The following is a 21,308-nucleotide window of genomic DNA, read 5'->3' as shown; positions in this document are numbered from 1 at the left end:
GTGGAGAAATTCACTTAGTCAGTTAATTAACTAACCAGACGGTTAGCAAAATAATAGAGAGGACACCTCGAAGCGTCAATCAAGGGTTTTTACCGAGATGCCGGGGCGAACGAGGCGAAGCCCACCCCGCAGGAACCAGGTGCCTGTGCCCGCACGGGGAGCGACACCGGCGGCCAGGGTGCCTGTCCCCGCGGGGACAGGCACCCGCATTCCCGGCGGGCACAGGCGCCCCCAAAAAAAAGCCGCGCAAGGCGCGGCAGGAGGAAAACGCAACGGAAAGGCGGCCGTCAGGCGTCGGCGCCGGCGCGACCGCCTGACAGGGCTCGGGTGATACGGCCGGCGCGTTCGCGCAGGTCCTGGCCCAGTCGTTCGAGCGCGTCGCCGGTGAACTGGGCGCTGAAGCCGACCGCGCTGATGGCCATCACCGGCTTGCCGAAGGCGTCCAGCACGGCGGCCGAGGCGGTGCTTACGCCCTTTACGTAGTGGCCGGCATCGGTCGCATAGCCGTTCTTCCTGGCTTCCTCCACGCCCGCCAGGTATTCGTCGAACGGCGGCTTGTCGTCCCAGCGCAAGGCGTCGAAGCGCTGTTCGAGCTGCTCGCGGTCCAGCCCGGCGTTGGCCGCCATGCAGCGGCCCAGGGCGGCGATGTACATGGGCAGGCGCTGGCCCACGCTCATGTGCACCCGCACCGAGCTGTCGTTGTCGGCGCGGTCCACCAGCACCACCCGCTCGTTGCTGGTGCGCTGCCACAGCGTCGCCGTGACGCGGTGCGCGCGCGCGATCTCTTCGAGGTGCGGATGGATCAGCCGCACGTAGGCGCCCTGTTCCAGCACGCCCTTGGCCAGTTCGACCAGGCCCAGGGCAATCGAATAGGTCTTGGTCGATTCGTCGAACGTGACCAGGCCCTCGTACACCAGGGTCTTGAGGAAGTTGTAGCAGGTGCTGGAATTGAGCTGGAGGTCGCGCGCCACGCGGGTAACGCCCACGCCCGCCGGCGCGGCGCTGAGGTAGCGCAGCACGCGCAGGCCGCCGACCAGCGCGCCTACCAGTTTTTCGGGGGGTTCAGCTGCCATTCTGAAGACAGAGAATTTCTCTCGCCAGGAAAGATGAAAGTGTGGCACATAGCGGCCTCGCGGTATACCCCGCCGCTCAGCCCGCGCGCCGTGCGCGCAGGCCCGCCAGGTAGCGCTGGATCGTCTCCCGCACCCCCGGAATGCGGAAGTTCTCGTGCATCAATGGCTCGAGCGCCCGCACCCTGGCCACCGTGGCATCGGGCGGCTCCATCGCCAGCCTGGCCTTGCGCGCGATGGCCAGGGCCGCGCGCCGTCCGGCGTAGTAGGCCAGGCGCCGCTCGGCCAGCGTCTCGAAACCGTCGAGCCCGAGCACGTCGGTCACCAGCCCCAGGTCGCGCGCCGCCGCCGCGTCCAGCGCCTGGCCGCTCAGGCACAGTTGGCGCGCGCGCGCCGCGCTGATCTTGGTTTCGAGCGCCGCCTGCACGATGACCGGATACATGCTGAATGCCATCTCCGGGCAGGCGAGGGACAAGTCCTGCGCGGCGATGACCAGATCGGTCATGGCCAGCAGTATGACGCCCGCCCCGGCCGCCTTGCCGCGCGCCACCGCCAGCAGCGGCAAGGGGCAGCGGGCCATGGCCGCCATCAGCTCGCGCAGCGCGGCGCCCTGCCGTTCCAGCGCCTGCTCGCCCAGGGCGAACTCCTCGATATCGCCGCCGGCGCAGAACAGCGTGGGCGCGGCGCTGCGCAGCACGAGCAGGTTCATGCCGTCGCGCGGCGCGCATTCGATGGCATGCCGGATGTCGTCCAGCATGGCGGCGCACAGGGCGTTGGCCTTGGCGGCGCGGTCCAGCACGATGGCGCGCACGCCCCCGGCATCCTCGACCCGCACGTGGTTCGCGGCGGCGCTCATGCGTATCGGCTCACGACGGCGTCCAGCACCCAGGCCCGGTCGCCGCGCACGGCCAAGGGATTGATCTCCACCTCCGCCAGGTCCGGCTGCGCCAGGAAGATCCGGCACAAATCGGCGATCTGGCTGGACAAGGCGGCCAGGTCCACCGCGCCGCGGCCGCGAAAGCCCTTGAACAGGCGCGCCGCGCGCAAGGATTCGAGCATGGCCTGGATGGCCCCGGCCGAAAGCGGCAGCAGCTGGCTGGCCACGTCGGCGTCCAGTTCGACCTCGACGCCACCGCGCCCCAGCGTCAGCGTGGCGCCGAAGCGCGGGTCGCGCCGCAGCCCCAGCAGCAGTTCGTGATCGAATGGCTGCATGGGTTCGACCAGCACCCCGCGAGCCTCGATGCCATGCGCCTGCGCGATGCCGGCCAGGCGGTGCACGGCTTCGCGCAGTTGGGCGTCGCTGCCAATGTTCAACACCACGCCGCCGATATCGCTCTTGTGCAGCAGGCTGGCGGCCTGCAGCTTGGCCACCACCGGATACGCCAGCGGCGCGGGCAGCCGGTCGGGCGCCGCTGCGCTCACGAGCATGCCGGCGGGCACGCCGGCCACGCCCAGCTCGCGCAGCAGCGCCTTGCCGTCGCATTCGGCCAGCGCCTCGACACGGGCACCGGGCGCGGCCGGCGGCGCGGCGGCCGGCAACGCCATGGCCAGGGCCGCCTCGCGCAACGCCCGCAGGCGCACCGCCGCGCCCACCGCGGCGACGGCCGGCGGAATATCGCGGAACACCGGGATGCGCGCCTGCTCCAGCGCGGCCACCGATTCTTCCTTGGCGCCGATCCAGATCACGATGATGGGCCGGTGGGTGCGCTGGCGCGCCTGCGCGATGGCGTCGGTGAACGCGCTGGCGATGCTGTGCATCAGGCCGACGAACAGCACGATGGCGTCGTTGCCGGGATCGCGGGCCACCGCCTCCAGCGCCCGGCCGATGCTGGCCGTGTCCTGCACGACGTTGCCGGTCAGGTCGAGCGGATTGGCGGCCTGCACGAACGAAGGCAGCACCGGCGCCAACGCGGCGGCGGTCGACCCGGCCAGCGGCGGCAGGGCCAGCCCGCGCCGCTCGGCCTCGTCGGCGATCAGCACGCCGGCCCCGCCGGAGACCGACATCACCGCAACGCGCCTGCCTTGCGGCACGCTGTCGAACAGGTATAGGCGCGCCGCGTCCATCATCTCGCCCAGCGAATCCACGCGCAGCGCGCCGTGCTGGCGCAGGCAGGCGTCATACAGGGCGTCGTCGCCGGCCAGCGCGCCGGTATGCGAGGCGGCCGCCGCGGCGCCAGCCTGCGAGCGGCCCGCCTTGATGGCGATGACCGGCTTGCCGGCTTCGGCCGCAACGCGCAGCGCGCGGCGAAACGCCGCCGTATCGCGGATGTCTTCGATATACAGGCCGATGACGCGCGTGTCGGCGTCGCCGGCCAGGTAGGCGATGGCCGCGGCGGCGTCCATGTCGCATTCATTGCCGGTGGTGATCCACTTGCTGAACCCCAGTCCCGAGCGCAGGCAGATGTCCATCCAGTACGCGCCCAGCGCGCCGCTCTGGCTGACCAGCGCGAAACCGCCCGGACGGATGGGGGTTTCCTCCAGCGCGGTGGTGAAGGAAGCGATCAGCCCGGTCGCGCTGTTGGCCACGCCCAGGCAGTTGGGGCCGAGAATGGTCACGCCGTGGGCGCGCGCCAGCTCGCCCAGCCGGCGCTGCAGCGCGGCGCCGGCCTCGCCCGTCTCGGAAAAGCCCGAGGAAAACACCACGAAGGCCCGCACCCCGGCGGCAATGCCCTCGCGGATCACGCCCTCGACCAGCGCGGCGGGCGTGCCGACGATGGCCAGGTCCACCGGCTCGCCGATGGCCGCCAGCGACGGATAGCTTTTGACGCCCTGCACCTGGGCGCGGGTCGGATTGACGGGGAACAGTTTGCCGACGAACCCGCGCGACAGCATATAGGCCAGCGGCCGGCCGGCGATCTTGCCCGGGTCGGCGGAAGCGCCGACGATGGCCACGCTGCGCGCCTCCAGCACCGCCGCCGCGCGCGCCGCGCCCTCCCATTGCGGCGCCGCCACGCTGCGCTCGGCCATATCCAGATCCTGCGTCATGTCAGTTCGCCTTGATGCCTGCCACTTTGATCACTTCCGCCCAGCGCTTCATTTCGCTGTCCAGGAACGCGCTGAATGCCTGCGGCGTCGAGGCTACCGGAATCACGCCCTGGCTGAGCAGCCGCTTGCGCACGCCGGGGTCCTCGAACTCGGCGCGCACGGCGCCCTGCAGCTTCGCCACGATCTCCGGGGGCACGCCGGCCGGCGCGACCAGGCCCAGCCAGGTATTGCCGTTGAAGCCCGGCACGCCCGACTCGTTGAGCGTCGGGTAATCGGGATAGGCCGGCGAACGGCTCAGGCCGGTGGCGGCGATCAGCTTCAGCTTGCCGGCCTTGACGTAAGGCTCGGCCGACAGGGCGTCGACGAACATGGCCGACACCGAGCCGCCGATCACGTCGGTCAGCGCCTGCGCGCTGCCGCGATAAGGCACATGCACCAGCTTGATGCCGGCATCCTGCTGCAGCAGCTCGCCGGACAGATGGTTCGACTGCCCGACCCCGGCCGAGCCATAGGTCAGGGTGCCCGGCTTGGCCTTGGCCAGCGCGATGAATTCCTTCAGGTTGGACGCCGGCACCGACGGATTGACCACCAGGAAGTTGGTCAACTCGACCAATTGCGTGATGTTGGTAAAGTCGCGCTCCGTGTCGTAGGCCAGCTTGTCGTAGATGCTGGGGTTGATGCCATGGCTGGTGGCGATCGCCCCCAGCGTGTAACCGTCGCCCGGCATGCGCGCCACCGCGGCGGTGGCGATGGTGCCACCGCCGCCCGGCAGGTTCTTGGCCACGGCCGGCTGGCCCAGCCGTTCCAAGCCATGCGCGGCGGCGCGGGCAATGGTATCCAGGATGCCTCCGGCCGACGAGGCAACGATGATCTCGATGGGCTTGGAAGGATAGGCCTGCTGGGCGTATGCCTGCATGGGCGCCGCGGCCAGGGCGGCCAGCAGCGCGCCGGCCAGCCTGGCCGAGACGCGCGAAAAAGACGTTCCGATGTACACGTTGCCTCCTAGTTATTCTTTATAGAGAATATTTATCTGGATTGCGAATAAAGTCTAGGAGCGAGGAAAAGCCTTGTCAAGAAAAAAACTTGAGGCCGCCCCCGTTGACGCCTGCGCTGCCCGTCGTTAAGATATTTTTTACTGAGAACTAAATTCTCTATAAAGAATAACGACACGTACCGCCCGGCCTGTCCGGTTCGCCTGGCGAGCCCCGCGCCGCGGTGCATCCCAAAGGAGCAGATCCGTGAGCTTGAGCTTTGCCTTTTCCAGCGAACACGAAGCCGTACGGGACACCGTGCGGCGGCTCTGCCAGGAAGAGCTCGCCCCCCTGGTGTTCGAGGCCGAGGAGCAGGAGGCCTTTCCCCGGCGCGTATTCGAGCGCTGGGGCGAACTCGGCCTGCTGGGCGTGCGCTACCCGGAGGCCGACGGCGGCAGCGGCCTGGACAAGGTCAGCGACTGCATTGTGCGCGAAGAACTCAGTTATCTGTCGCAGGCATTCGCCTCGACCTGGTCGGCCCACACCCACCTTGGCATCTGGCCGATCTGGAAGGCCGGCACGCCGGCACAGAAGGCGCGCTTCCTGGCCCCCGCGCTGGCCGGCGGGAAGGTAGCCGGGTTCGGCCTGAGCGAACCGGACGGCGGCTCCAACGTGCGCGCCATGAAGACCCGCGCCGAACGCGTCGAGGGCGGTTGGCGCCTGCACGGCAGCAAGCTGTACATCACCAACGCGCCCTTCGCCGACTTCCTGCTGGTGGCCGCGCGCACCAGCGCGGCGCTCAAGCCGGAGTCGATCAGCCTGTTCATCGTCGAACTGCCCAACGCCGGCTTCGACATCGCCAAGCTGAAGAAGGAAGGCATACGCGCATCCGAAACCGCGCTGATCCATATCGACGATGCATTCGTGCCCGATGACTGCCTGCTGGGCGAAACCGAGGGCACCTACCCGCTGATCCTGGAATCGCTGAGCGAGAACCGGGTCGGCGTGGCGGCCAATGCGCTGGGCATGGCGCGCGCGGCGTTCGACGCGGCGGCCAGCTTCGCCAACGACCGCCTCGTCGCCGGCAAGCGCGTGGGCGAATACCAGGCCATCGCGCACAAGCTGGCCGACATGTCGGCGCAGATCGAGGCGGCGCGCTGGCTGGTCTATTACGGCGCCTGGCGCGTGGACCAGGGCACGCTGGACGCGGCCACGGCGGCGCGCGTCAAGCTGGTCGCCAGCGAGACCGCGGTGGCGGTCAGCGAGCAGGCCATCCGCATCTTCGGCGGCGCCGGCATCATGCGCGAGTATCCCGTCGGACGCATTCATCGCGACGCGCTGGTCTACGTCATCGGCGAGGGCACCAGCGAAATCCAGAAAAACATCATTGCACGCAGCCTGGGGTTCAAGCCATGAGCGACTACGTATTGCGCGAGCGCCGCGGCGCCACGTTCGTCATCACCCTCAACCGCCCCGAGCGGCGCAACGCCTTCGACCTGGAGGTGCGCCAGAGCCTGGCCGAGGCCATCTTCGAAGCGCGCGACGACGACGGCGTCAAGGCGGTGATCATCACCGGCACGCAGGGCGTGTTCTGCGCCGGCGGCGACCTCAAGTCGCTGTCGGACGGCAAGCGCCCGATCTACCAGGACCGCGACCGCATCCGCCGCCTGCACACCTGGTTCCACGAACTGGTCAACCTCGAAAAGCCCGTCATCGCCGCGGTGGACGGACCGGCCTTCGGCGCCGGGTTCAACCTGGCGCTGGCCTGCGACTTCATCCTGGGCACGCCGGCGGCGCGCTTTTGCGCGGTGTTCGGGCGGATCGGCCTGGTGCCCGACCTGGGCGGCTTCTTCCTGTTGCCGCGCATCGTCGGCCTGCAGCAGGCCAAGGAACTGGTGTTCACCGCGCGCGAGGTGGATGCCGACGAGGCGCGCGCGCTGGGCATCCTGTACCGCGTGGTGCCCGCGCCCAGCCTGCTGGACGAAGCGCTGGCGCTGGCGGCGCGCTTTCACAGCGCCTCGACCCTGGCGCTGGGCATGTCCAAGAACATCCTCAACCGCTCCTTCAACCTCGACCAGAACACCCTGGCCGAACTCGAATCCCACGCCCAGGCGCTGGCCATCCACAGCGAGTACCACGAGGCGGCGGTGGCGCGCTTCCTGGACAAGCAGCCGCTGCCGTTCAGCTGGCCCGGCGAAGGCAAGGACGGCCAGTCATGAGCATGAACGCCTTCATCACCGGCGCCAGCGACACCAGCGTCGGCGAGCTGCCGGGCTCGAGCTGCATGGGCCTGCACGCCGAGGCGGCATTCGGCGCCATCGCCGACGCCGGCCTGGAGCCGGGCGACATCGACGGGGTGCTGTGCGCCTATTCGTTCACCGAACCGCACCTGATGCTGGGTTCGGTGTTCTGCGAATACACCGGCATCCACCCCGGCTTCTGCACCGCCGTCCAGGCCGGCGGCGCCAGCGCCTGCATCATGATCATGCAGGCCGCCGCCCTGGTGGCCAGCGGCCAGTGCCGCCACGTGCTGGTGGTCACCGGCGACAACCGCCTGACCGGCCTGTCGCGCGATGGCGCGGTGGCGGCGCTGGCCGAAGTGGGCCATCCGCAGTTCGAACGCCCCTTCGGCATCAGCGTGCCGGCTTCGTATGCGCTGGTGGCCCAGCGCTACATGCACGAATACGGCGCCACCCCCGAACACCTGGCGGCCATCGCGGTCGAGCATCGCCGCCACGCCGGCCGCCATCCCAAGGCGCACAAGCGCGATCCGATCTCCATCGACGACGTGCTGAACTCGCGCGAGATCAGCACGCCGCTGCGCCTGCTCGACTGCTGCCTGATCTCCGATGGCGGCGCCGCGCTGGTGATCAGCAGCCGCGCGGCCAGCGCGGCCAGCAGCAAGCGGTCGGTCGAAATCCTGGGCGCCGGCCAGGGACACACCCACGAACACATCGTGGCCGCGCCCAGCCTGACCGATTTCGGCTGCAAGGCGTCGTCGGCGCGCGCCTTCGCCGCCGCGGGCGTCAGGCCCGCCGACATCGACGTGGCGCAGATCTACGACTCGTTCACCATCACGCTGCTGGTCGAGCTCGAATCCATCGGTTTCTTCGAGCGCGGCCAGGCCGGCCCGGCGGCCATGCAAGGCCAGCTCGGCCTGGGCGGCGCGCTGCCATGCAACACCCACGGCGGCCTGCTCTCGTATGGCCACTCGGGCGCGGCCGGCGGCATGTTCCACGCCGTCGAGGCCGTGCACCAGTTGCGCGGCCAGGCCGACCAGCGCCAGGTCGACGGCGCCCGCCTCGCCTTCGTGCACGGCGACGGCGGCATTCTTTCCGCGCATTGCTCGCTCGTCCTCGGAGCCGCCTGATATGGACAAACCGCCGATCACCCCCAATGCCGAAAGCCTGCCCTTCTGGCAGGGCTGCCGCGACCATCGCCTGCGCTACCAGCAATGCGCCAGCTGCGGCACGGTGCAGCGCATCCCGCGCGCCGTATGCACCCATTGCCACGGCCGCGCGCTGCAATGGCGCGATTCGGCCGGCCAAGGCGTGGTGCTCAGCCACACCACGGTGCGCCGCGCCCCCACGCCGGCCTTCAAGGCCGACACGCCCTATGCCATCGCCCTGGTGGACCTGGACGAAGGCTTCCGGCTGATGGTCAACGTGCGTGGCGGCGCCGGCGCGCCGCTGGCCATCGGCGCGCGGGTGCGCATCGTGTTCGAGGCGCGCGGCGATGGCGCCGTGCCGATTGCGGAGATGGAGACGCCATGACCCAGCTGTACACCTACGAAACCTTCACGCCCGGCACGGTGCTGGGCGAATGGGCGGAACCCCTGGACGCCCGGCTGGTGGCGACCTGGGAGCGCCTGTTCGGCGCCGAGGCGCGCGACCAGCCGGCCCGCCAGGTGGGCCTGACCGTGGCGCTGATGATCCGGGCCTACCTGAACGTGGTCACGCCGCGCCCGCCCGGCAACATCCACGCGCAGCAGATCCTGTCGATCGACGGCCTGCCCGGCGTCGGCGAGACGGTGCGCTCGCGCATCCGCTGCCTGGGCAAGGAGATCCGCCGCGAGCGCCGCTACCTGCAGCTGGAAGTCAGCGGGGTGGGCGAACGCGAACGCAACCTCTACACCGGGCGGATGAACCTGATCTGGGCCGCATGAGGAACACCATGACGCAACGCCTTGAAGAAGTCTCGATGCGGGTCACCCAGGCGGATATCGACATCTACGCCGAGCTGACCGACGATTTCAACCCCCTGCACGTCGATCCGGCGTTCGCGGCCACCACGCCCATGGGCGGCACCATCGCGCACGGCACCCTGTCGGTCAACCTGATCTGGCAGTCGCTGGCGCGCAGCCTCGGCGCCGCCGCGCTCGCGCGCATCGACCTGGACATCCGCTTTCTCAAGCCGCTGTTCGCCGGCGGCGCCATCACCGCCGGCGGACAGCCCGACGCGGCCGAGCCGGACCGCTACGAGGTCTGGGTCAAGGGCGCCGACGGCGCCACCCTGATCGCCGGCCATGCCCGCCTGGCGCCAATCACGGACTGAGGAACACTCTATGCAATTCACCCACGAGCACCGCGAGCTGGCGCGGACCACGCGGCGCATCATCGCCGAACACCTCGACCCCTATCTCGACGAATGGGAAGCGGCGCAGATGTTTCCCGCCCACCAGGTCATGAAGGCGCTGGGCTCGGCCGGCCTGCTGGGCATCGGCAAGCCCGCCGAATACGGCGGCATGGAACTGGATTTCAGCTACGAGATGGTGTTTGCCGAGACGCTGGGCGAAGTCCGCTCCAGCGGCCTGAGCTCGGCGATCGGCGTGCAAAGCACCATGTGCACGCCGGCGCTCGCGCGCCACGGCAGCGACGCGCTCAAGCGCGCGTACCTGGCGCCCACCATCGCCGGCGACCTGGTGGGCTGCATCGGCGTCAGCGAAGCCTCGGCCGGCTCGGACGTGTCGCAGATCAAGACCTGGGCGCGCCGCGACGGCGACGACTACGTGATCAACGGCTCGAAGATGTGGATCACCAACGGCGTACAGGGCGACTGGATCTGCCTGCTGTGCAACACCTCGCAGGAAGGCGGCCCGCACAAGAACAAGTCGCTCATCATCGTGCCGCTGGATACGCCCGGCGTCAGCGTCTCGCGCAAGCTGGACAAGCTGGTGCTGCGCGCTTCCGACACGGCCGAGCTGTTCTTCGACGACGTGCGCGTGCCCGTCTCCAACCGCATCGGCGCGGAGAACATGGGCTTCATCTACCAGATGGAGCAGTTCCAGGAAGAACGCATGTTCGTCGCCGCGCGCGGCATGCGCTCGATGGAGCGCGTCATCGAGGAGACCATCGCCTACGCCGGCCAGCGGCAGGTGTTCGGCGGCACCGTGCTGTCGAACCAGGTCGTCTATCACAAACTGGCGCAGATGCAGACCGAGATCGAGGCGCTGCGCTCGCTGCTGTACCGCGCCATCGGCCAGTACCTGGACGGGCAGGACATCACGCAACTGGCTTCCATGGCCAAGTATTGCGCGGGCAGGCTGTCGATGCGGATTCCCAACGAGTGCCTGCAGTTCTGGGGCGGACAAGGCGTGATGAACGAGAACTGGATCTCGCGCGCCTATCGCGACCTGCGGCAGACCGCCATCGGCGGCGGCGCCAACGAAATCATGCTGGAAGTCATTGCCAAGACCATGGGCATCCACCCGGGCAAGCGCGCCTGAGCGCCGCCCGACCCGGACACAACGAGGAGACACAATCATGCACGGCAAGAATGCACTACGGGCCCTGCTGGCGGGCCTGGCGCTGGCGCTGGGCGCCACGGCGGCCGGCGCCGCCCCCTATCCGGAACGGCCGGTGCGGCTGATCGCCCCCATCGCGGTGGGCGGGCTGACCGACACGCTGGCGCGCCTGGTGGCCAGCGGCCTGGCGGACAAGCTGGGCCAGCCGGTCGTCGTCGAGAACAAACCCGGCGCGGGCGGCATCATCGGCATGGAGGCGGCCGCGCAGGCCGCGCCGGACGGCTACACGCTGATCCTGGTCTACCAGGGCGTGGCGGCGGTCAACGCCAGCCTGTACAAGAACCTGCCGTACGACACCCGGCGCGACTTCGCGCCGGTCGCCGGGCTGGGCAATTTCCCGCTGGTGCTGGTCGCCAGCCCCGCCTCCGGCATCCAGTCGGTCGGGGCATTGCTCGAGCGCGCCGGCAAGCAGGCCAAGGCGCCCAGCTATGCGTCGGCCGGCAACGCGACCACCTCGCACCTGACCATGGAGCTGTTCAAGAACGCCTCGGGCCTGCAGGCCCTGCACGTGCCCTACAAGGGCGAAGGACCGGCCAACACCGACGTGGCCGGCGGGCAGGTGGACATCGCGTTCTCGTCGCTGGCTTCGGTGGCGCCGCTGGTCAAGTCCGGCCGGCTGGTGGCCCTGGGCATCAGCACGCCGGAGCGCTCGGCCGTGCTGCCGGACGTGCCCACCATCGCGCAGGCCGGCGTGGCGGATTTCGAGGCGGTGGGCTGGTACGGCCTGCTGGCGCCGGCCGGCACGCCGGCCGAGGTCGTCGCCAAGCTGTCCGACGCCGTGGCGGCCGTGCTCGACCAGCCGGCCATCCGCGCCAAGCTGGAAGCGCTGGGCGTGAACGCGCGGGCCACGCCCGCCGCCGACTTCGGCCGGCAGATCGACGCCGAAACGGAAAAATGGCGCGCGGTCATCCAGACCGCCGGCATCACCCTGGACTGAGGCCCCCATGCTCAACCACGCATTGGCGGGCATCACCGTACTGGACTTCAGCCAGGGCATCGCCGGCCCGCACGGCGCCTGCCTGCTGGGCGAGATGGGCGCCGAGGTCATCAAGATCGAACCGCCGGCCGGCGACTGGCTGCGCGGCCTGGGACACCGCCAGGGCGGCACCAGCGTGCTGTTCGGCTACTTCAACCGCGGCAAGGCGGGCGTCGCGCTCGACCTGAAGGACCCCGCGCAACGGCGCCAGGCGCTGGCGCTGATCGACAAGGCCGACGTGCTGATAGAAAGCAACCGGCCCGGCGTCATGGCCCGCCTGGGCCTGGGCTACGAACAGGCGCGCCAGCGCAATCCCGGCCTGGTGTACATCTCGGTCACCGGTTTCGGCCAGGACGGCCCGCACCGCGACCTGCCCGCCACCGACGCCGCCATGCAGGCCTACAGCGGGTTCTCGTTCGGCGCGGGCGACATGCGCGATCCGGTGCGCGTGCGCGTCTCGGTGGTCGACATCGTGACCGGCGTCTATGTCAGCAACGCCGCGCTGGCCGCGCTCATGGCGCGCCATGGCAACCAGGGGCAAGGGCAGTACATCGATCTCAGCCTCATGCACGGCATCAGCGCCGTGCAGGGCGCCAAGTACGCCGAGCACGCCGCCACCCGGGGCGTGATCAGCCGCGAGCTCTACGCGGCCATCGGCATCTATCCGACCCGCGACGGCCACATCGCGCTCAGCGCCATGCGCGACCAGCAGGTCACCGACTTCATCGGCCTGGCCGGCCGCGCCGACCTGCTGGCCGACCCGCGCTACGCCACGCAGCAGGCCCGCTACGACAACCAGGACGAACTGCGCGCGCTGATTGCCGCCGAACTGGCCAAACAGCCCACCGCGCACTGGATCGAGGCGGCGCGGCGCATCGACCTGATCTGCCAGCCGGTGCAGACCTACGACCAATTCCGTCAGGACCCGCAGGTCCGTACCTACGAACTCTTCCAGGACATGGACCTGGGCTATGACATGCCGCTGCCGGCGGTGCGCATGCCCGGCATGACCGCAACCCAGGCCAGCCTGCGCCCGCCGCCGCGCCTGGGCGCCGACACCGCGGCGGTGCTGCGGCGCCACGGCGCGAGCCCGCCCTCCGCCGACGCCACGCCCTAGGCGCGGCGCATCACGCGCCTGAGGGTCTCGATGAACGATTGCATCAGGTGCGAGGCCGGCTCCTCGCGCAGCCTGAGGAGGTACGCCGTCAACGGCGCCAGGTCCCGCACCGGCCGCATCACGAAGCCGGCCCCGGGCCAGCTGCGCGCCGAGAATTCGTCCACCAGCGCCACCCCGGCGCCGGCCTGGACCAGCGCGCAGGCATTCTGTGGCGACCCCACTTCGATCACCGGACGGGCCGCGACCGACTGCGCGTCGAACCATGCCTGCAGCTTCTGGCCGAACGCCGAGCCGCGCTCGTAGGCCACCAGCGGATACGGCGCCAGCGCCTCGGCGCCGACCGGCTCCCGGCCTGCCAGCGGATGGCCGGGCGGACAGATCAGCACCATCCGGGCCGCGCCGATTTCCTCCTGTTCGAGGTTGGGATGGCCGGCCGGCAGGATGGTCAGCGCCAGGTCCGCCTGGCGCTTGAGCAGGCGCTCGGTCAGCGGCGCCTGGGTCAGGTGATGAAAGCTGAGCTTGACCTGCGGATGCGCCTGGCGGTACTGGGCGATCGCGGCGGGGATGAGCATCTGGCCCAGGCTGGGACTGGCCACCAGGTTCAGGATGCCCTCCTGGTGCTCGAACAGGTCGCGCGCCATGTCGTTGACGCGCTGCACGCCGGCGTACACGGCCTCGACCTCGTGGAACAGCTTGCGCGCCTCCAGCGTGGCGTACAGCCGGCCGCGGATGCGCTCGAACAGCGCGAAGCCGATGCGCTGCTCCATGTGCGACAGCAGCCGGCTGACGGCCGGCTGCGACACGAACAGGAGCTCGGACGCGCCGCGGATCGAACCGGTGATCATGACGGCGCGGAACACTTCGATCTGGCGCAGGTTAAGTTTCATGGCGATGGGCCGGCCTGGTAGTGGAGGTTAAGGCCTGGCCGGCTTCCAGCCTGCCAGATCCAGTGATCGCGACGGAAAGTGGTTAACCCATTGTTAAGGGTGACCGTCGATTTGGCAATGGCCGCCATGCCGCGGACGGCCAATAATCCGGCCATGGACCGCCGCGCGTGCGCACCAGGCGCGGCTTCACTGCACAGGAGACAGCCATGCAAGCCAGCCACGGCGCGCGCATCGACGAACAGACCTCGGGCGTGTACGTCATCGCCGCCACACCCTTCGCCGACGACGGCGAGCTCGACCTCGCGAGCCTCGACAGCCTGACCGATTTCTACCTGGACAAGGACGTGGCCGGGCTGACCATCCTCGGCATGATGGGCGAAGCGTCCAAGCTGACCGAGGCCGAGACCGCCACCGTCATGACCCGCATCCTCAAGCGCGTGGACGGCCGGGTGCCGGTGGTGGTGGGTGTGAGCCATCCATCGAACCGCCATCTGGAACGCCTGGCGCGCCAGGCCATGGAGCTGGGCGCCGCGGGCGTCATGGTGGCGCCGGCGGCCGGGCGGCACACCGACGACCAGGTCTACGGCTACTACGCCACGGTGGCCGAACGCCTGGGCGCCGACATCCCCATCTGCCTGCAGGACTTCCCGCAATCGACCGGCGTGCATACCTCGGTGGCCGTCATCCACCGCCTGGTCGACGACTTCCCGCAGGTCGTCATGCTCAAGCACGAGGACTTCCCCGGCATGCGCAAGCTGAGCCAGGTGCGCGCCCGCAGCGAGGCCGAGGGCCGGCGCCGGATCAGCATCCTGGTGGGCAATGGCGGCCTGTTCCTGCCGCAGGAAATGCTGCGCGGCGCCGACGGCGCCATGACGGGCTTCGCCTATCCGGAAATGCTGGTGCAGGTGTGCCGGCTGTTCGCGGCGGGCAAGGCCGAGGCCGCCGAGGATTTGTTCAATCTCTACCTGCCGCTGCTGCGGCACGAGTTCCAGTACGGCATCGGCCTGGCCCTGCGCAAGGAGACGCTGCGCCGGCGCGGCGCCATCCGCAGCGCCTACGTGCGCCAGCCGGGGCCGGCGCTGGACGCGGTCGACCACGCCGAGCTGGGCCGGCTGATCGCGCGCCTGGAAGCGCAACTGGGACGGGCCGCCTAGGCCGACGCCCTCAGTAGCTCCCCGACAGTTTGTCGATGATGGACTGTCGGATATTGTCGATGTGGCGCATGGTCTCGGCCGAGGCGGCCTGGGCGTCGCCGCGCGCCAGCGCGTCTATCATGGCCATGTGTTCGCCGCAGACCGGCTCCATGCGGCGCTCCAGCCGCTTGAGCGAGAACATGCGGGTCTTCTGCCGCAGGTTGGCGATCATGCTGGCCATCAGCTCGTTGCCGCAGTATTCGGAAATCAGGCCGTGCAGCTCGGCGTCCAGGATCTGGTGCAGCGGGTCGGCCGAGTCGTCCTGCAGCATCAGCGCCTCGATGCGCGCCCGCAGGTCCGCCAGCTGGGCCATCGGCACCTTGCCGGCCGCCCGCCCGGCCGCGTCGCCCTCCAGCAGGCGACGTATATAGAGGGTTTCCATCAGCTCCGGCAAGGTCACCTGGCGCACGAACAGCCGGTTGTTCGACTTGCGCTCCAGCATCTGCTCGCCTTCCAGGCGGTGCATGGCCTCGCGCAACGGCGTGCGCGACACCCCCAGGCGCTGGGCCAGGGCCCGCTCCTGCACTTGCTCTCCCTGCTTCAGCTCGCGCGACAGGATCAGGTCGACCAGGGCGTCGTAGGCCTGGTTGGCCAGCCCGCGCCCGCCGCTTTCGGTCTCCTGCCCGGATGTTTCGATGGGTTGTCCCATGTTCATGAATTCTGTTTTTGCCTGTTCGAAAGGTGCAGTTTGGCACAGGTTCATCGCGCCGATTCGCCGCGCGGCACTATTCCACCCCCGGTTTTCGACGTCAATCAGCGCGCGTTTTCCCTATGGTCGATCGTGTGTATATTAGTGGTATACCTTATGTACGCATTCTAACCAAAACGCCAGAATGGCGTTTCCCATCCTGGATTTCCCCTTGAACCCGATGTCCCGCGCCGACCTAGATACCCGTCTTTCCGACCGCCTCGCCGCTTCCCGCCCCTCCGCCACCGGAGCGGTCAGCGAACTGGCCCGCCGCCTGGCGGCCGAGGGCCGCTCCGTCATCAGCCTCAGCGAGGGCGAGCTGGACTTCGACACGCCCGCCCACATCCAGCAAGCGGCCATCGACGCCATCAAAGGGGGGCAGACCCGCTACACCAGCGTGGGCGGCACGCCGGCCCTGAAGGCGGCCATCGCGCGCAAGTTCGCCCGCGACCACCAGCTCGACTACGCGCCGGCCGAACTCATCGCCGCCACCGGCGCCAAGCAGATCCTCTTCAACGCCCTGCTGGCCACCATCGACCCGGGCGACGAGGCGCTGGTGGTGGCGCCGTTCTGGGTGTCCTATACGGAAATGGCGCGCATCGCCGGCGGCACGCCGGTCGTGATCACCCCCGACGCCGCCAACCAGTTCAAGCTGACGCCCGAACTGCTGGCCGCCCACATCACGCCGCGCACGCGCTGGCTCATCCTCAACGGGCCGTGCAATCCATCCGGCGCGCTGTACAGCCGCGAGGAGCTGGCAGCCCTGGCCGAGGTGGTGCGCCAGCATCCGCGCCTGCTGGTCATGTCGGACGACATCTATGAACAACTGGTGTACGAGGGCAAGTTCACCTCCTTCGTCGAAGCGGCGCCGGACATGCGCGAGCGCACGCTGACCATCAACGGCGTATCCAAGACCTACGCCATGACCGGCTGGCGCCTGGGCTACGCCGGCGGGCCGGCGTGGCTGATCAAGGCGCTGGAACTGCTGCAGTCGCAAAGCACCAGCAATCCCAGCTCGATCAGCCAGGCGGCCGCCGCCGCCGCGCTCGACGGCCCGCAGGATTTCCTCCAGGACTGGCGCGCCAGCCTGAGCAGCCGCCGCGACATGGCGCTGTCGGTGCTGCGCGACGCCGCGCCGGCGATGACATTCACCCGCCCGCCGGCGGCCTTCTATCTGTTCGCCGATTGCAGCCAAGCCATCGGCATGCGCACGCCCAAGGGCGAGCGCATCGGCGACGATGCCGATTTCGCGCGCTACCTGCTCGAAGAAGCGGGCGTGGCGGCGGTGCCGGGCAGCGCCTTCGGGCTGGCCCCTTATCTGCGCCTGACGTTCTGCGTGGCCGAGGCGCGCCTGCGGCAGGCCTGCGAGCGCATCGTCGCGGCCTGCGCCCGACTGGCCCGTCCGGCATGACTGCCGCCACCGCACCGCGCTCGGCCCGGATCGAACCGGTGGGCGACCGCTGCGTGCTGATCCGCCTGGGCGAGGGCGTGGACGCCGGCATCAGCCGTACCGTGCACGCGGTCACGGCCCTGCTCAACGCCCATCGGCCGGCGTCCGTGGTCGAAGTCGTGCCCGCCTTCAACAGCGTGGCGGTGCACTACCGCCCGACGGCCTACCCGCGCCAGCACGGACTGCCCAGCGAGCAACTGACGCGCGAGCTGCAGGACCTGCTGCGGCAGGACCTCCCCGAGCTCGAGGGCGAGGGCCGCGTGGTCGAGATTCCCGCCTGCTACGGCGGCGAGTTCGGGCCCGACCTGCAAGACGTGGCGCGCCAGTGCGGCCTGGGCGTGGAGGAAACCATCGCCCTGCACAGCGGCGCGCCGCTGACGCTCTACGCCTTTTTCTTCTCGCCCGGCAATCCCTTCGCCGGGCCGCTGGACCCGCGCCTGAACGTCAAGCGCCGCAGCTCTCCGCGCACGCGGGTCGAGGCGGGTTCGGTCGCCATCGCCAACGGCCTGACGTCGATTTACCAAAGCGCCTCGCCCGGCGGCTGGAACGTGATCGCGCGCACTCCCTGGAACCTGTTCGACGTGCGCCAGCAGCCGCCCACCCGCCTGCGCCTGGGCGACCAATTGCGCTTTCGGCCCATTACGCCGGAAGAATTCCACGACCTGCTGGAGCCGCGCCCATGAATACGATGGCCGTGCAACGCCCCGGCATGCTCAGCACGCTGCAGGACACCGGACGCTACGGACACCAGCAATACGGCGTGTCGGTCAACGGCCCGATGGACGAGTGGTCGCACCGCGTGGCCAACGCGCTGGTGGGCAACCCGGAGGACGCCGCCGTCCTGGAATGCACGCTGAACGGACCGCGCCTGGCGTTCGCCGAGCACACGCTGATCGCCCTGTGCGGCGCCCGCATGCGCGTGACCGCCGACGGCCAGCCGGTGCCGTACGACCGCGCGGTGCTGTTGCGCCGGGGCGTGGTGCTGGACGTGGGCGAGCGCATCGCCGGCGCGCGCCTGTACATCGCCGTGCGCGGCGGCCTGGCGCCCGAGCCCGTGCTGGGCAGCCGCAGCACCAATATCCGCGCCGGCTTCGGCGGCCATGCCGGACGCGCCCTGCGGCGCGGCGACCGCGTGCCGGTGGGCGCCCAGGCGCGCGGCGAGCCGCTGCTGCCCATCGAGCGCCTGATGGTGCAAAGCGCACTGCCCATGCTGCAGGCCCGCGCCGTCGACGTCGCGCCGCCGGCGCCGCACGCCGGCCTGCTGCGCGTCGTGGCCGGACCGCACTGGCCGGCGTTCACCGAGCAGGCGCACGAGCATCTCGCGCGCCAGGCCTACGAGGTCACGCCGCAGTCCGACCGCATGGGCCTGCGCCTGCGCGGCCCCGCGCTGGAACTGGCCCAGCCGCTGGAGCTGGTGTCCGAGGCCACCGCCTTCGGCACCGTGCAGGTGCCGCCCGACGGCCAGCCCATCGTGCTCATGGCCGACCGCCAAAGCGCCGGCGGCTATCCCAAGATCGCCTACGTCGCCAGCGCGGACCTGCCGGCGCTGGCGCAGGCCATGCCGGGCGAGGCGCTGCGCTTTGCCCTCGTCACGCAAGCCGAGGCCGAACACGCCTGGCTCGATTCCGAAGACCGGCTGGAGGCGATCCGCGCGCAGGCCGCGCGGGCGCTGCGGCCCTGACCACCATCCGACAGCCTCATCCGCCTGGAGAACGCGACATGCCTTCCATCGATATCAACTGTGACATGGGCGAGAGCTTCGGCCCGTGGGTCATGGGGCAGGACACCGAGCTGATGCCCCACATCACGGCCGCCAACATCGCCTGCGGCTTTCATGCCGGCGACCCCGACGTCATGCTGGCCACCGTGCGCGCGGCCATCGCCGCCGATGTGGCGATCGGCGCCCACCCCGGCCTGCCGGACCTGCAGGGGTTCGGCCGCCGCGTGATGGCGGTCACGCCCGACGAGGTCTACGCCCTCACCGTGTACCAGGTCGGCGCGCTGCAGGCCATGGCGCGCTCGCAAGGCGGCCGCCTGCATCACGTCAAGACGCACGGCGCGCTCTACACCCTGACCGCGCGCGACCCGGCGCTGGCCGACGCGGTCGCGCGCGCCGTGGCCGACGTGGACCCCGCGCTGCCCATCTACGTCGCCAATGCCGCGATCGCGCAGGCCACGCGCGAGCGCGGCCTGCGCGCCGTGTACGAAGTCTATGCCGACCGTTCGTACCAGGACGACGGCACGCTGACGCCGCGCTCGCAGCCCCACGCCATGATCGAAGACGTCGACCAGGCCATCGCCCAGGTCAAGCGCATGGTCAAGGAAGGCGTGGTGCGCGCCCTGTCGGGCAAGGACGTACCCATTACCGCCGACACGCTCTGCATCCATGGCGACCAGCCCGGCGCCGCGCTGTTCGCGCGCCGCATCCGCGCCGCCCTGGAGGCCGAGGGCATAGAAATCCGCACAGTCTGACCCAGCCGTTTTTAGACAAGAAAGCCGTCCCGCTGCTCAACGCTACTCTCAAGGAGTGACTTGCATGCTCTCTGCTACGCCTTCCGCCACCACGGCCTCCTGCCGTCGCCGCGGCCGCCTGTCCACCCTCGCGCTCGCCGCCGTGCTGGCGATCGCGGGGTCCTCGACCGCCCTCGCCCAGACCCGCGGCGGCACGCTGCGCGCCATCGTGCAGCCCGAGCCCCCCACGCTGATGCTGGGCCTGAACCAGCAGATCCCCACCCAGTACGTGGCCGGCAAGATCTATGAAAGCCTGCTGACCTGGACCACCGACCTCAAGCCGCAACCCGGCCTGGCGCGCGCCTGGAAGGTCTCGGACGACGGCAAGACCTATACCTTCGACCTGCAGCAGGGCGTGACCTGGCACGACGGCAAGCCGTTCGGCGCCGACGACGTCGTGTTCAGCATCGACAAGTTCCTGCGCGCGGTGCACCCGCGCGCCCGCGTCATCATCGACCAGTTCGTCGACACCGTCACGGCCACCGCGCCCGACCAGGTGCAGATCACGCTGAAGTCGCCCTTCCCGCCGTTCCTGAAGGCCTTCGTCAGCGACAACATGCCCATCGTCCCCAAGCACCTGTACGAAGGCACGGACTACGCCAGCAACCCGGCCAACCAGAAGCCGATCGGCACCGGCCCCTTCATGTTCAAGGAATGGCGCCGCGGCTCGGTCATCGAACTGGAGCGCAACCCCAACTACTGGCAGGAAGGCAAGCCCTACCTGGACCGCATCGTCTTCAGCGTGATCCCCGATTCGGCGTCGCGCGCCGTGGCGTTCGAACGCGGCGACGTGCAGGTGCTGCGCAGCGGCGACGTCGACAGCGTCGACGTCAAGCGCCTGAAGGCCCTGCCCAACGTGGACTACACCACCAGCGGCTGGGAGATCTTCTCGCAGCAGGCATACCTGCAGATGAACCAGCGCAAGCCGCCGTTCGACAACGTCAAGGTGCGCCAGGCGGTGATGCACGCGCTGAACCGCAAGTTCATCGTCGACAACATCTTCTTCGGCCTGGGCAAGGTCGCCACCGGCCCGATCTCGTCGAGCACGCCCTTCTACAGCGCCGACGTGCCGAAGTACGACTATGACCTGAAGAAGGCGCGCGCGCTGATCAAGGAATCCGGCGTCGACCTGTCCAAGACGCCGGTCAAGATCCTGGCCTATCCGTACGGCGCCACCTGGGACCGCCTGGGCGAGTACACCAAGCAGGCCCTGCAGCAGATCGGCTTCAACGTCGAGATGGACGCCGCCGACGCCGGCACCTGGTCCAAGCGCGTCTCCGACGCCGAGTTCGACCTGACCTTCAGCTTCACGTCTCAGTACGGCGACCCGGCGCTGGGCGTGTCGCGCTTGTATGTGACGCGCAACATCGTCAAGGGCTCGGCCTTCGTCAACAACCAGGGCTACAAGAACGCCGCAGCCGACGCGCTGTGGGACGAGGCGGCCACCGCCACGTCCGACGAGCAGCGCGCCGCGGCCTACGCCAAGCTGCAGAAGATCCTGGTCGACGAGGTGGCCAACGGCTACCTGTTCGAGATAGAGAACCCCACGCTGTCCCGATCCAACGTGCACAACCTGGTGACCACGGCCATCGGCCTGAACGACACCTTCGCCAACGTCTACATCGATAAGTAAGACGCATGCCGCCGGGGCCCGCCC

General features: G+C 69.5%; 21 protein-coding genes. 15 read left to right on the top strand and 6 right to left on the bottom strand.

Annotation, left to right across the window (positions count from 1 at the left end; genetic code table 11):
- Positions 1-287: 287 nt before the first annotated feature.
- From EL288_RS01430 to EL288_RS01415, 4 genes are all read right to left on the bottom strand, one after another.
- Complete coding sequence (locus tag EL288_RS01430) at positions 288-1,073, bottom strand: IclR family transcriptional regulator (RefSeq protein WP_003815531.1); 786 nt, start codon at positions 1,071-1,073, stop codon at positions 288-290.
- Between the two features lie 76 nt (positions 1,074-1,149).
- Positions 1,150-1,926, bottom strand: coding sequence for an enoyl-CoA hydratase/isomerase family protein (locus EL288_RS01425; protein ID WP_126621883.1), 777 nt, complete (start codon positions 1,924-1,926; stop codon positions 1,150-1,152).
- Complete coding sequence (locus EL288_RS01420; protein ID WP_033447006.1) at positions 1,923-4,055, bottom strand: acetate--CoA ligase family protein; 2,133 nt, start codon at positions 4,053-4,055, stop codon at positions 1,923-1,925. Before EL288_RS01420 ends, EL288_RS01425 begins: the two co-directional genes overlap by 4 nt.
- A gap of 1 nt (position 4,056) precedes the next feature.
- On the bottom strand, positions 4,057-5,049 hold the full coding sequence (locus tag EL288_RS01415; RefSeq protein WP_003815537.1) for a tripartite tricarboxylate transporter substrate binding protein: 993 nt from the start codon (positions 5,047-5,049) through the stop codon (positions 4,057-4,059).
- A 244-nt stretch (positions 5,050-5,293) separates the two neighbouring features.
- Here EL288_RS01415 and EL288_RS01410 point away from each other — a divergent pair, with 244 nt between their 5' ends.
- From EL288_RS01410 to EL288_RS01370, 9 genes are read left to right on the top strand one after another with little or no spacing between them, the layout of a single operon-like run.
- Positions 5,294-6,442, top strand: coding sequence for an acyl-CoA dehydrogenase family protein (locus EL288_RS01410; protein WP_033458600.1), 1,149 nt, complete (start codon positions 5,294-5,296; stop codon positions 6,440-6,442).
- Positions 6,439-7,245, top strand: a complete 807-nt coding sequence (locus EL288_RS01405) for an enoyl-CoA hydratase/isomerase family protein (RefSeq protein WP_003815541.1) — start codon at positions 6,439-6,441, stop codon at positions 7,243-7,245. Before EL288_RS01410 ends, EL288_RS01405 begins: the two co-directional genes overlap by 4 nt.
- Positions 7,242-8,396 carry a thiolase family protein gene (locus EL288_RS01400; RefSeq protein WP_003815544.1) on the top strand — a complete coding sequence of 385 codons (1,155 nt, stop codon included), beginning with the start codon at positions 7,242-7,244 and terminating at the stop codon, positions 8,394-8,396. The genes EL288_RS01405 and EL288_RS01400 overlap by 4 nt, the downstream gene beginning before the upstream one ends.
- 1 nt (position 8,397) lies before the next feature.
- On the top strand, positions 8,398-8,799 hold the full coding sequence (locus tag EL288_RS01395) for a Zn-ribbon domain-containing OB-fold protein (protein ID WP_003815546.1): 402 nt from the start codon (positions 8,398-8,400) through the stop codon (positions 8,797-8,799).
- Entirely contained in the window at positions 8,796-9,191 is a 396-nt protein-coding gene (locus EL288_RS01390; protein WP_003815548.1) for a hypothetical protein, read from the top strand. Before EL288_RS01395 ends, EL288_RS01390 begins: the two co-directional genes overlap by 4 nt.
- Positions 9,188-9,580 carry a MaoC family dehydratase gene (locus EL288_RS01385; RefSeq protein ID WP_003815550.1) on the top strand — a complete coding sequence of 131 codons (393 nt, stop codon included), beginning with the start codon at positions 9,188-9,190 and terminating at the stop codon, positions 9,578-9,580. Before EL288_RS01390 ends, EL288_RS01385 begins: the two co-directional genes overlap by 4 nt.
- Positions 9,581-9,590: 10 nt before the next feature.
- Positions 9,591-10,751, top strand: a complete 1,161-nt coding sequence (locus EL288_RS01380; RefSeq protein WP_003815551.1) for an acyl-CoA dehydrogenase family protein — start codon at positions 9,591-9,593, stop codon at positions 10,749-10,751.
- 37 nt (positions 10,752-10,788) lie between these two features.
- A complete protein-coding gene (locus tag EL288_RS01375) occupies positions 10,789-11,766 on the top strand; it encodes a tripartite tricarboxylate transporter substrate binding protein (protein WP_010927177.1) in 978 nt (325 codons plus the stop codon).
- Between the two features lie 7 nt (positions 11,767-11,773).
- Entirely contained in the window at positions 11,774-12,922 is a 1,149-nt protein-coding gene (locus EL288_RS01370) for a CoA transferase (RefSeq protein WP_003815553.1), read from the top strand.
- Here EL288_RS01370 and EL288_RS01365 read toward each other — a convergent pair.
- Positions 12,919-13,809: a LysR family transcriptional regulator gene (locus EL288_RS01365; RefSeq protein ID WP_003815554.1), complete on the bottom strand. Its 891-nt coding sequence runs from the start codon at positions 13,807-13,809 to the stop codon at positions 12,919-12,921. The two genes, EL288_RS01370 and EL288_RS01365, sit on opposite strands and share 4 nt — an antisense overlap.
- 206 nt (positions 13,810-14,015) lie before the next feature.
- Between EL288_RS01365 and EL288_RS01360 the strand changes: the two genes are divergently transcribed.
- A complete protein-coding gene (locus EL288_RS01360) occupies positions 14,016-14,963 on the top strand; it encodes a dihydrodipicolinate synthase family protein (RefSeq protein WP_003815555.1) in 948 nt (315 codons plus the stop codon).
- A gap of 10 nt (positions 14,964-14,973) precedes the next feature.
- Here the strand turns inward: EL288_RS01360 and EL288_RS24510 are convergent, their stop codons facing one another.
- A complete protein-coding gene (locus tag EL288_RS24510) occupies positions 14,974-15,657 on the bottom strand; it encodes a GntR family transcriptional regulator (RefSeq protein ID WP_003815556.1) in 684 nt (227 codons plus the stop codon).
- A 214-nt stretch (positions 15,658-15,871) separates the two neighbouring features.
- Here EL288_RS24510 and EL288_RS01350 point away from each other — a divergent pair, with 214 nt between their 5' ends.
- From EL288_RS01350 to EL288_RS01330, 5 genes are all read left to right on the top strand, one after another.
- Positions 15,872-17,101, top strand: a complete 1,230-nt coding sequence (locus EL288_RS01350; RefSeq protein WP_003817956.1) for a pyridoxal phosphate-dependent aminotransferase — start codon at positions 15,872-15,874, stop codon at positions 17,099-17,101.
- Positions 17,098-17,823, top strand: a complete 726-nt coding sequence (gene pxpB, locus EL288_RS01345) for a 5-oxoprolinase subunit PxpB (RefSeq protein ID WP_033453737.1) — start codon at positions 17,098-17,100, stop codon at positions 17,821-17,823. The genes EL288_RS01350 and pxpB overlap by 4 nt, the downstream gene beginning before the upstream one ends.
- Positions 17,820-18,821 (top strand): 5-oxoprolinase subunit C family protein, encoded by a 1,002-nt coding sequence (locus EL288_RS01340; RefSeq protein WP_015064866.1) that lies wholly within the window; start codon positions 17,820-17,822, stop codon positions 18,819-18,821. The genes pxpB and EL288_RS01340 overlap by 4 nt, the downstream gene beginning before the upstream one ends.
- Positions 18,822-18,859: 38 nt before the next feature.
- Positions 18,860-19,612: a LamB/YcsF family protein gene (locus EL288_RS01335; RefSeq protein WP_003815560.1), complete on the top strand. Its 753-nt coding sequence runs from the start codon at positions 18,860-18,862 to the stop codon at positions 19,610-19,612.
- Between the two features lie 64 nt (positions 19,613-19,676).
- The gene (locus tag EL288_RS01330) at positions 19,677-21,284 is read left to right on the top strand and encodes an ABC transporter substrate-binding protein (protein WP_003815561.1); all 1,608 of its coding nucleotides are present in this window, start codon (positions 19,677-19,679) and stop codon (positions 21,282-21,284) included.
- Positions 21,285-21,308: the final 24 nt, after the last annotated feature.

Source organism: Bordetella bronchiseptica (genome assembly GCF_900636925.1).
Lineage (GTDB): Bacteria > Pseudomonadota > Gammaproteobacteria > Burkholderiales > Burkholderiaceae_B > Bordetella > Bordetella pertussis.
Note: the sequence above shows the minus strand (reverse complement) of the source record. Positions and strands in the feature narration are given on the sequence as shown.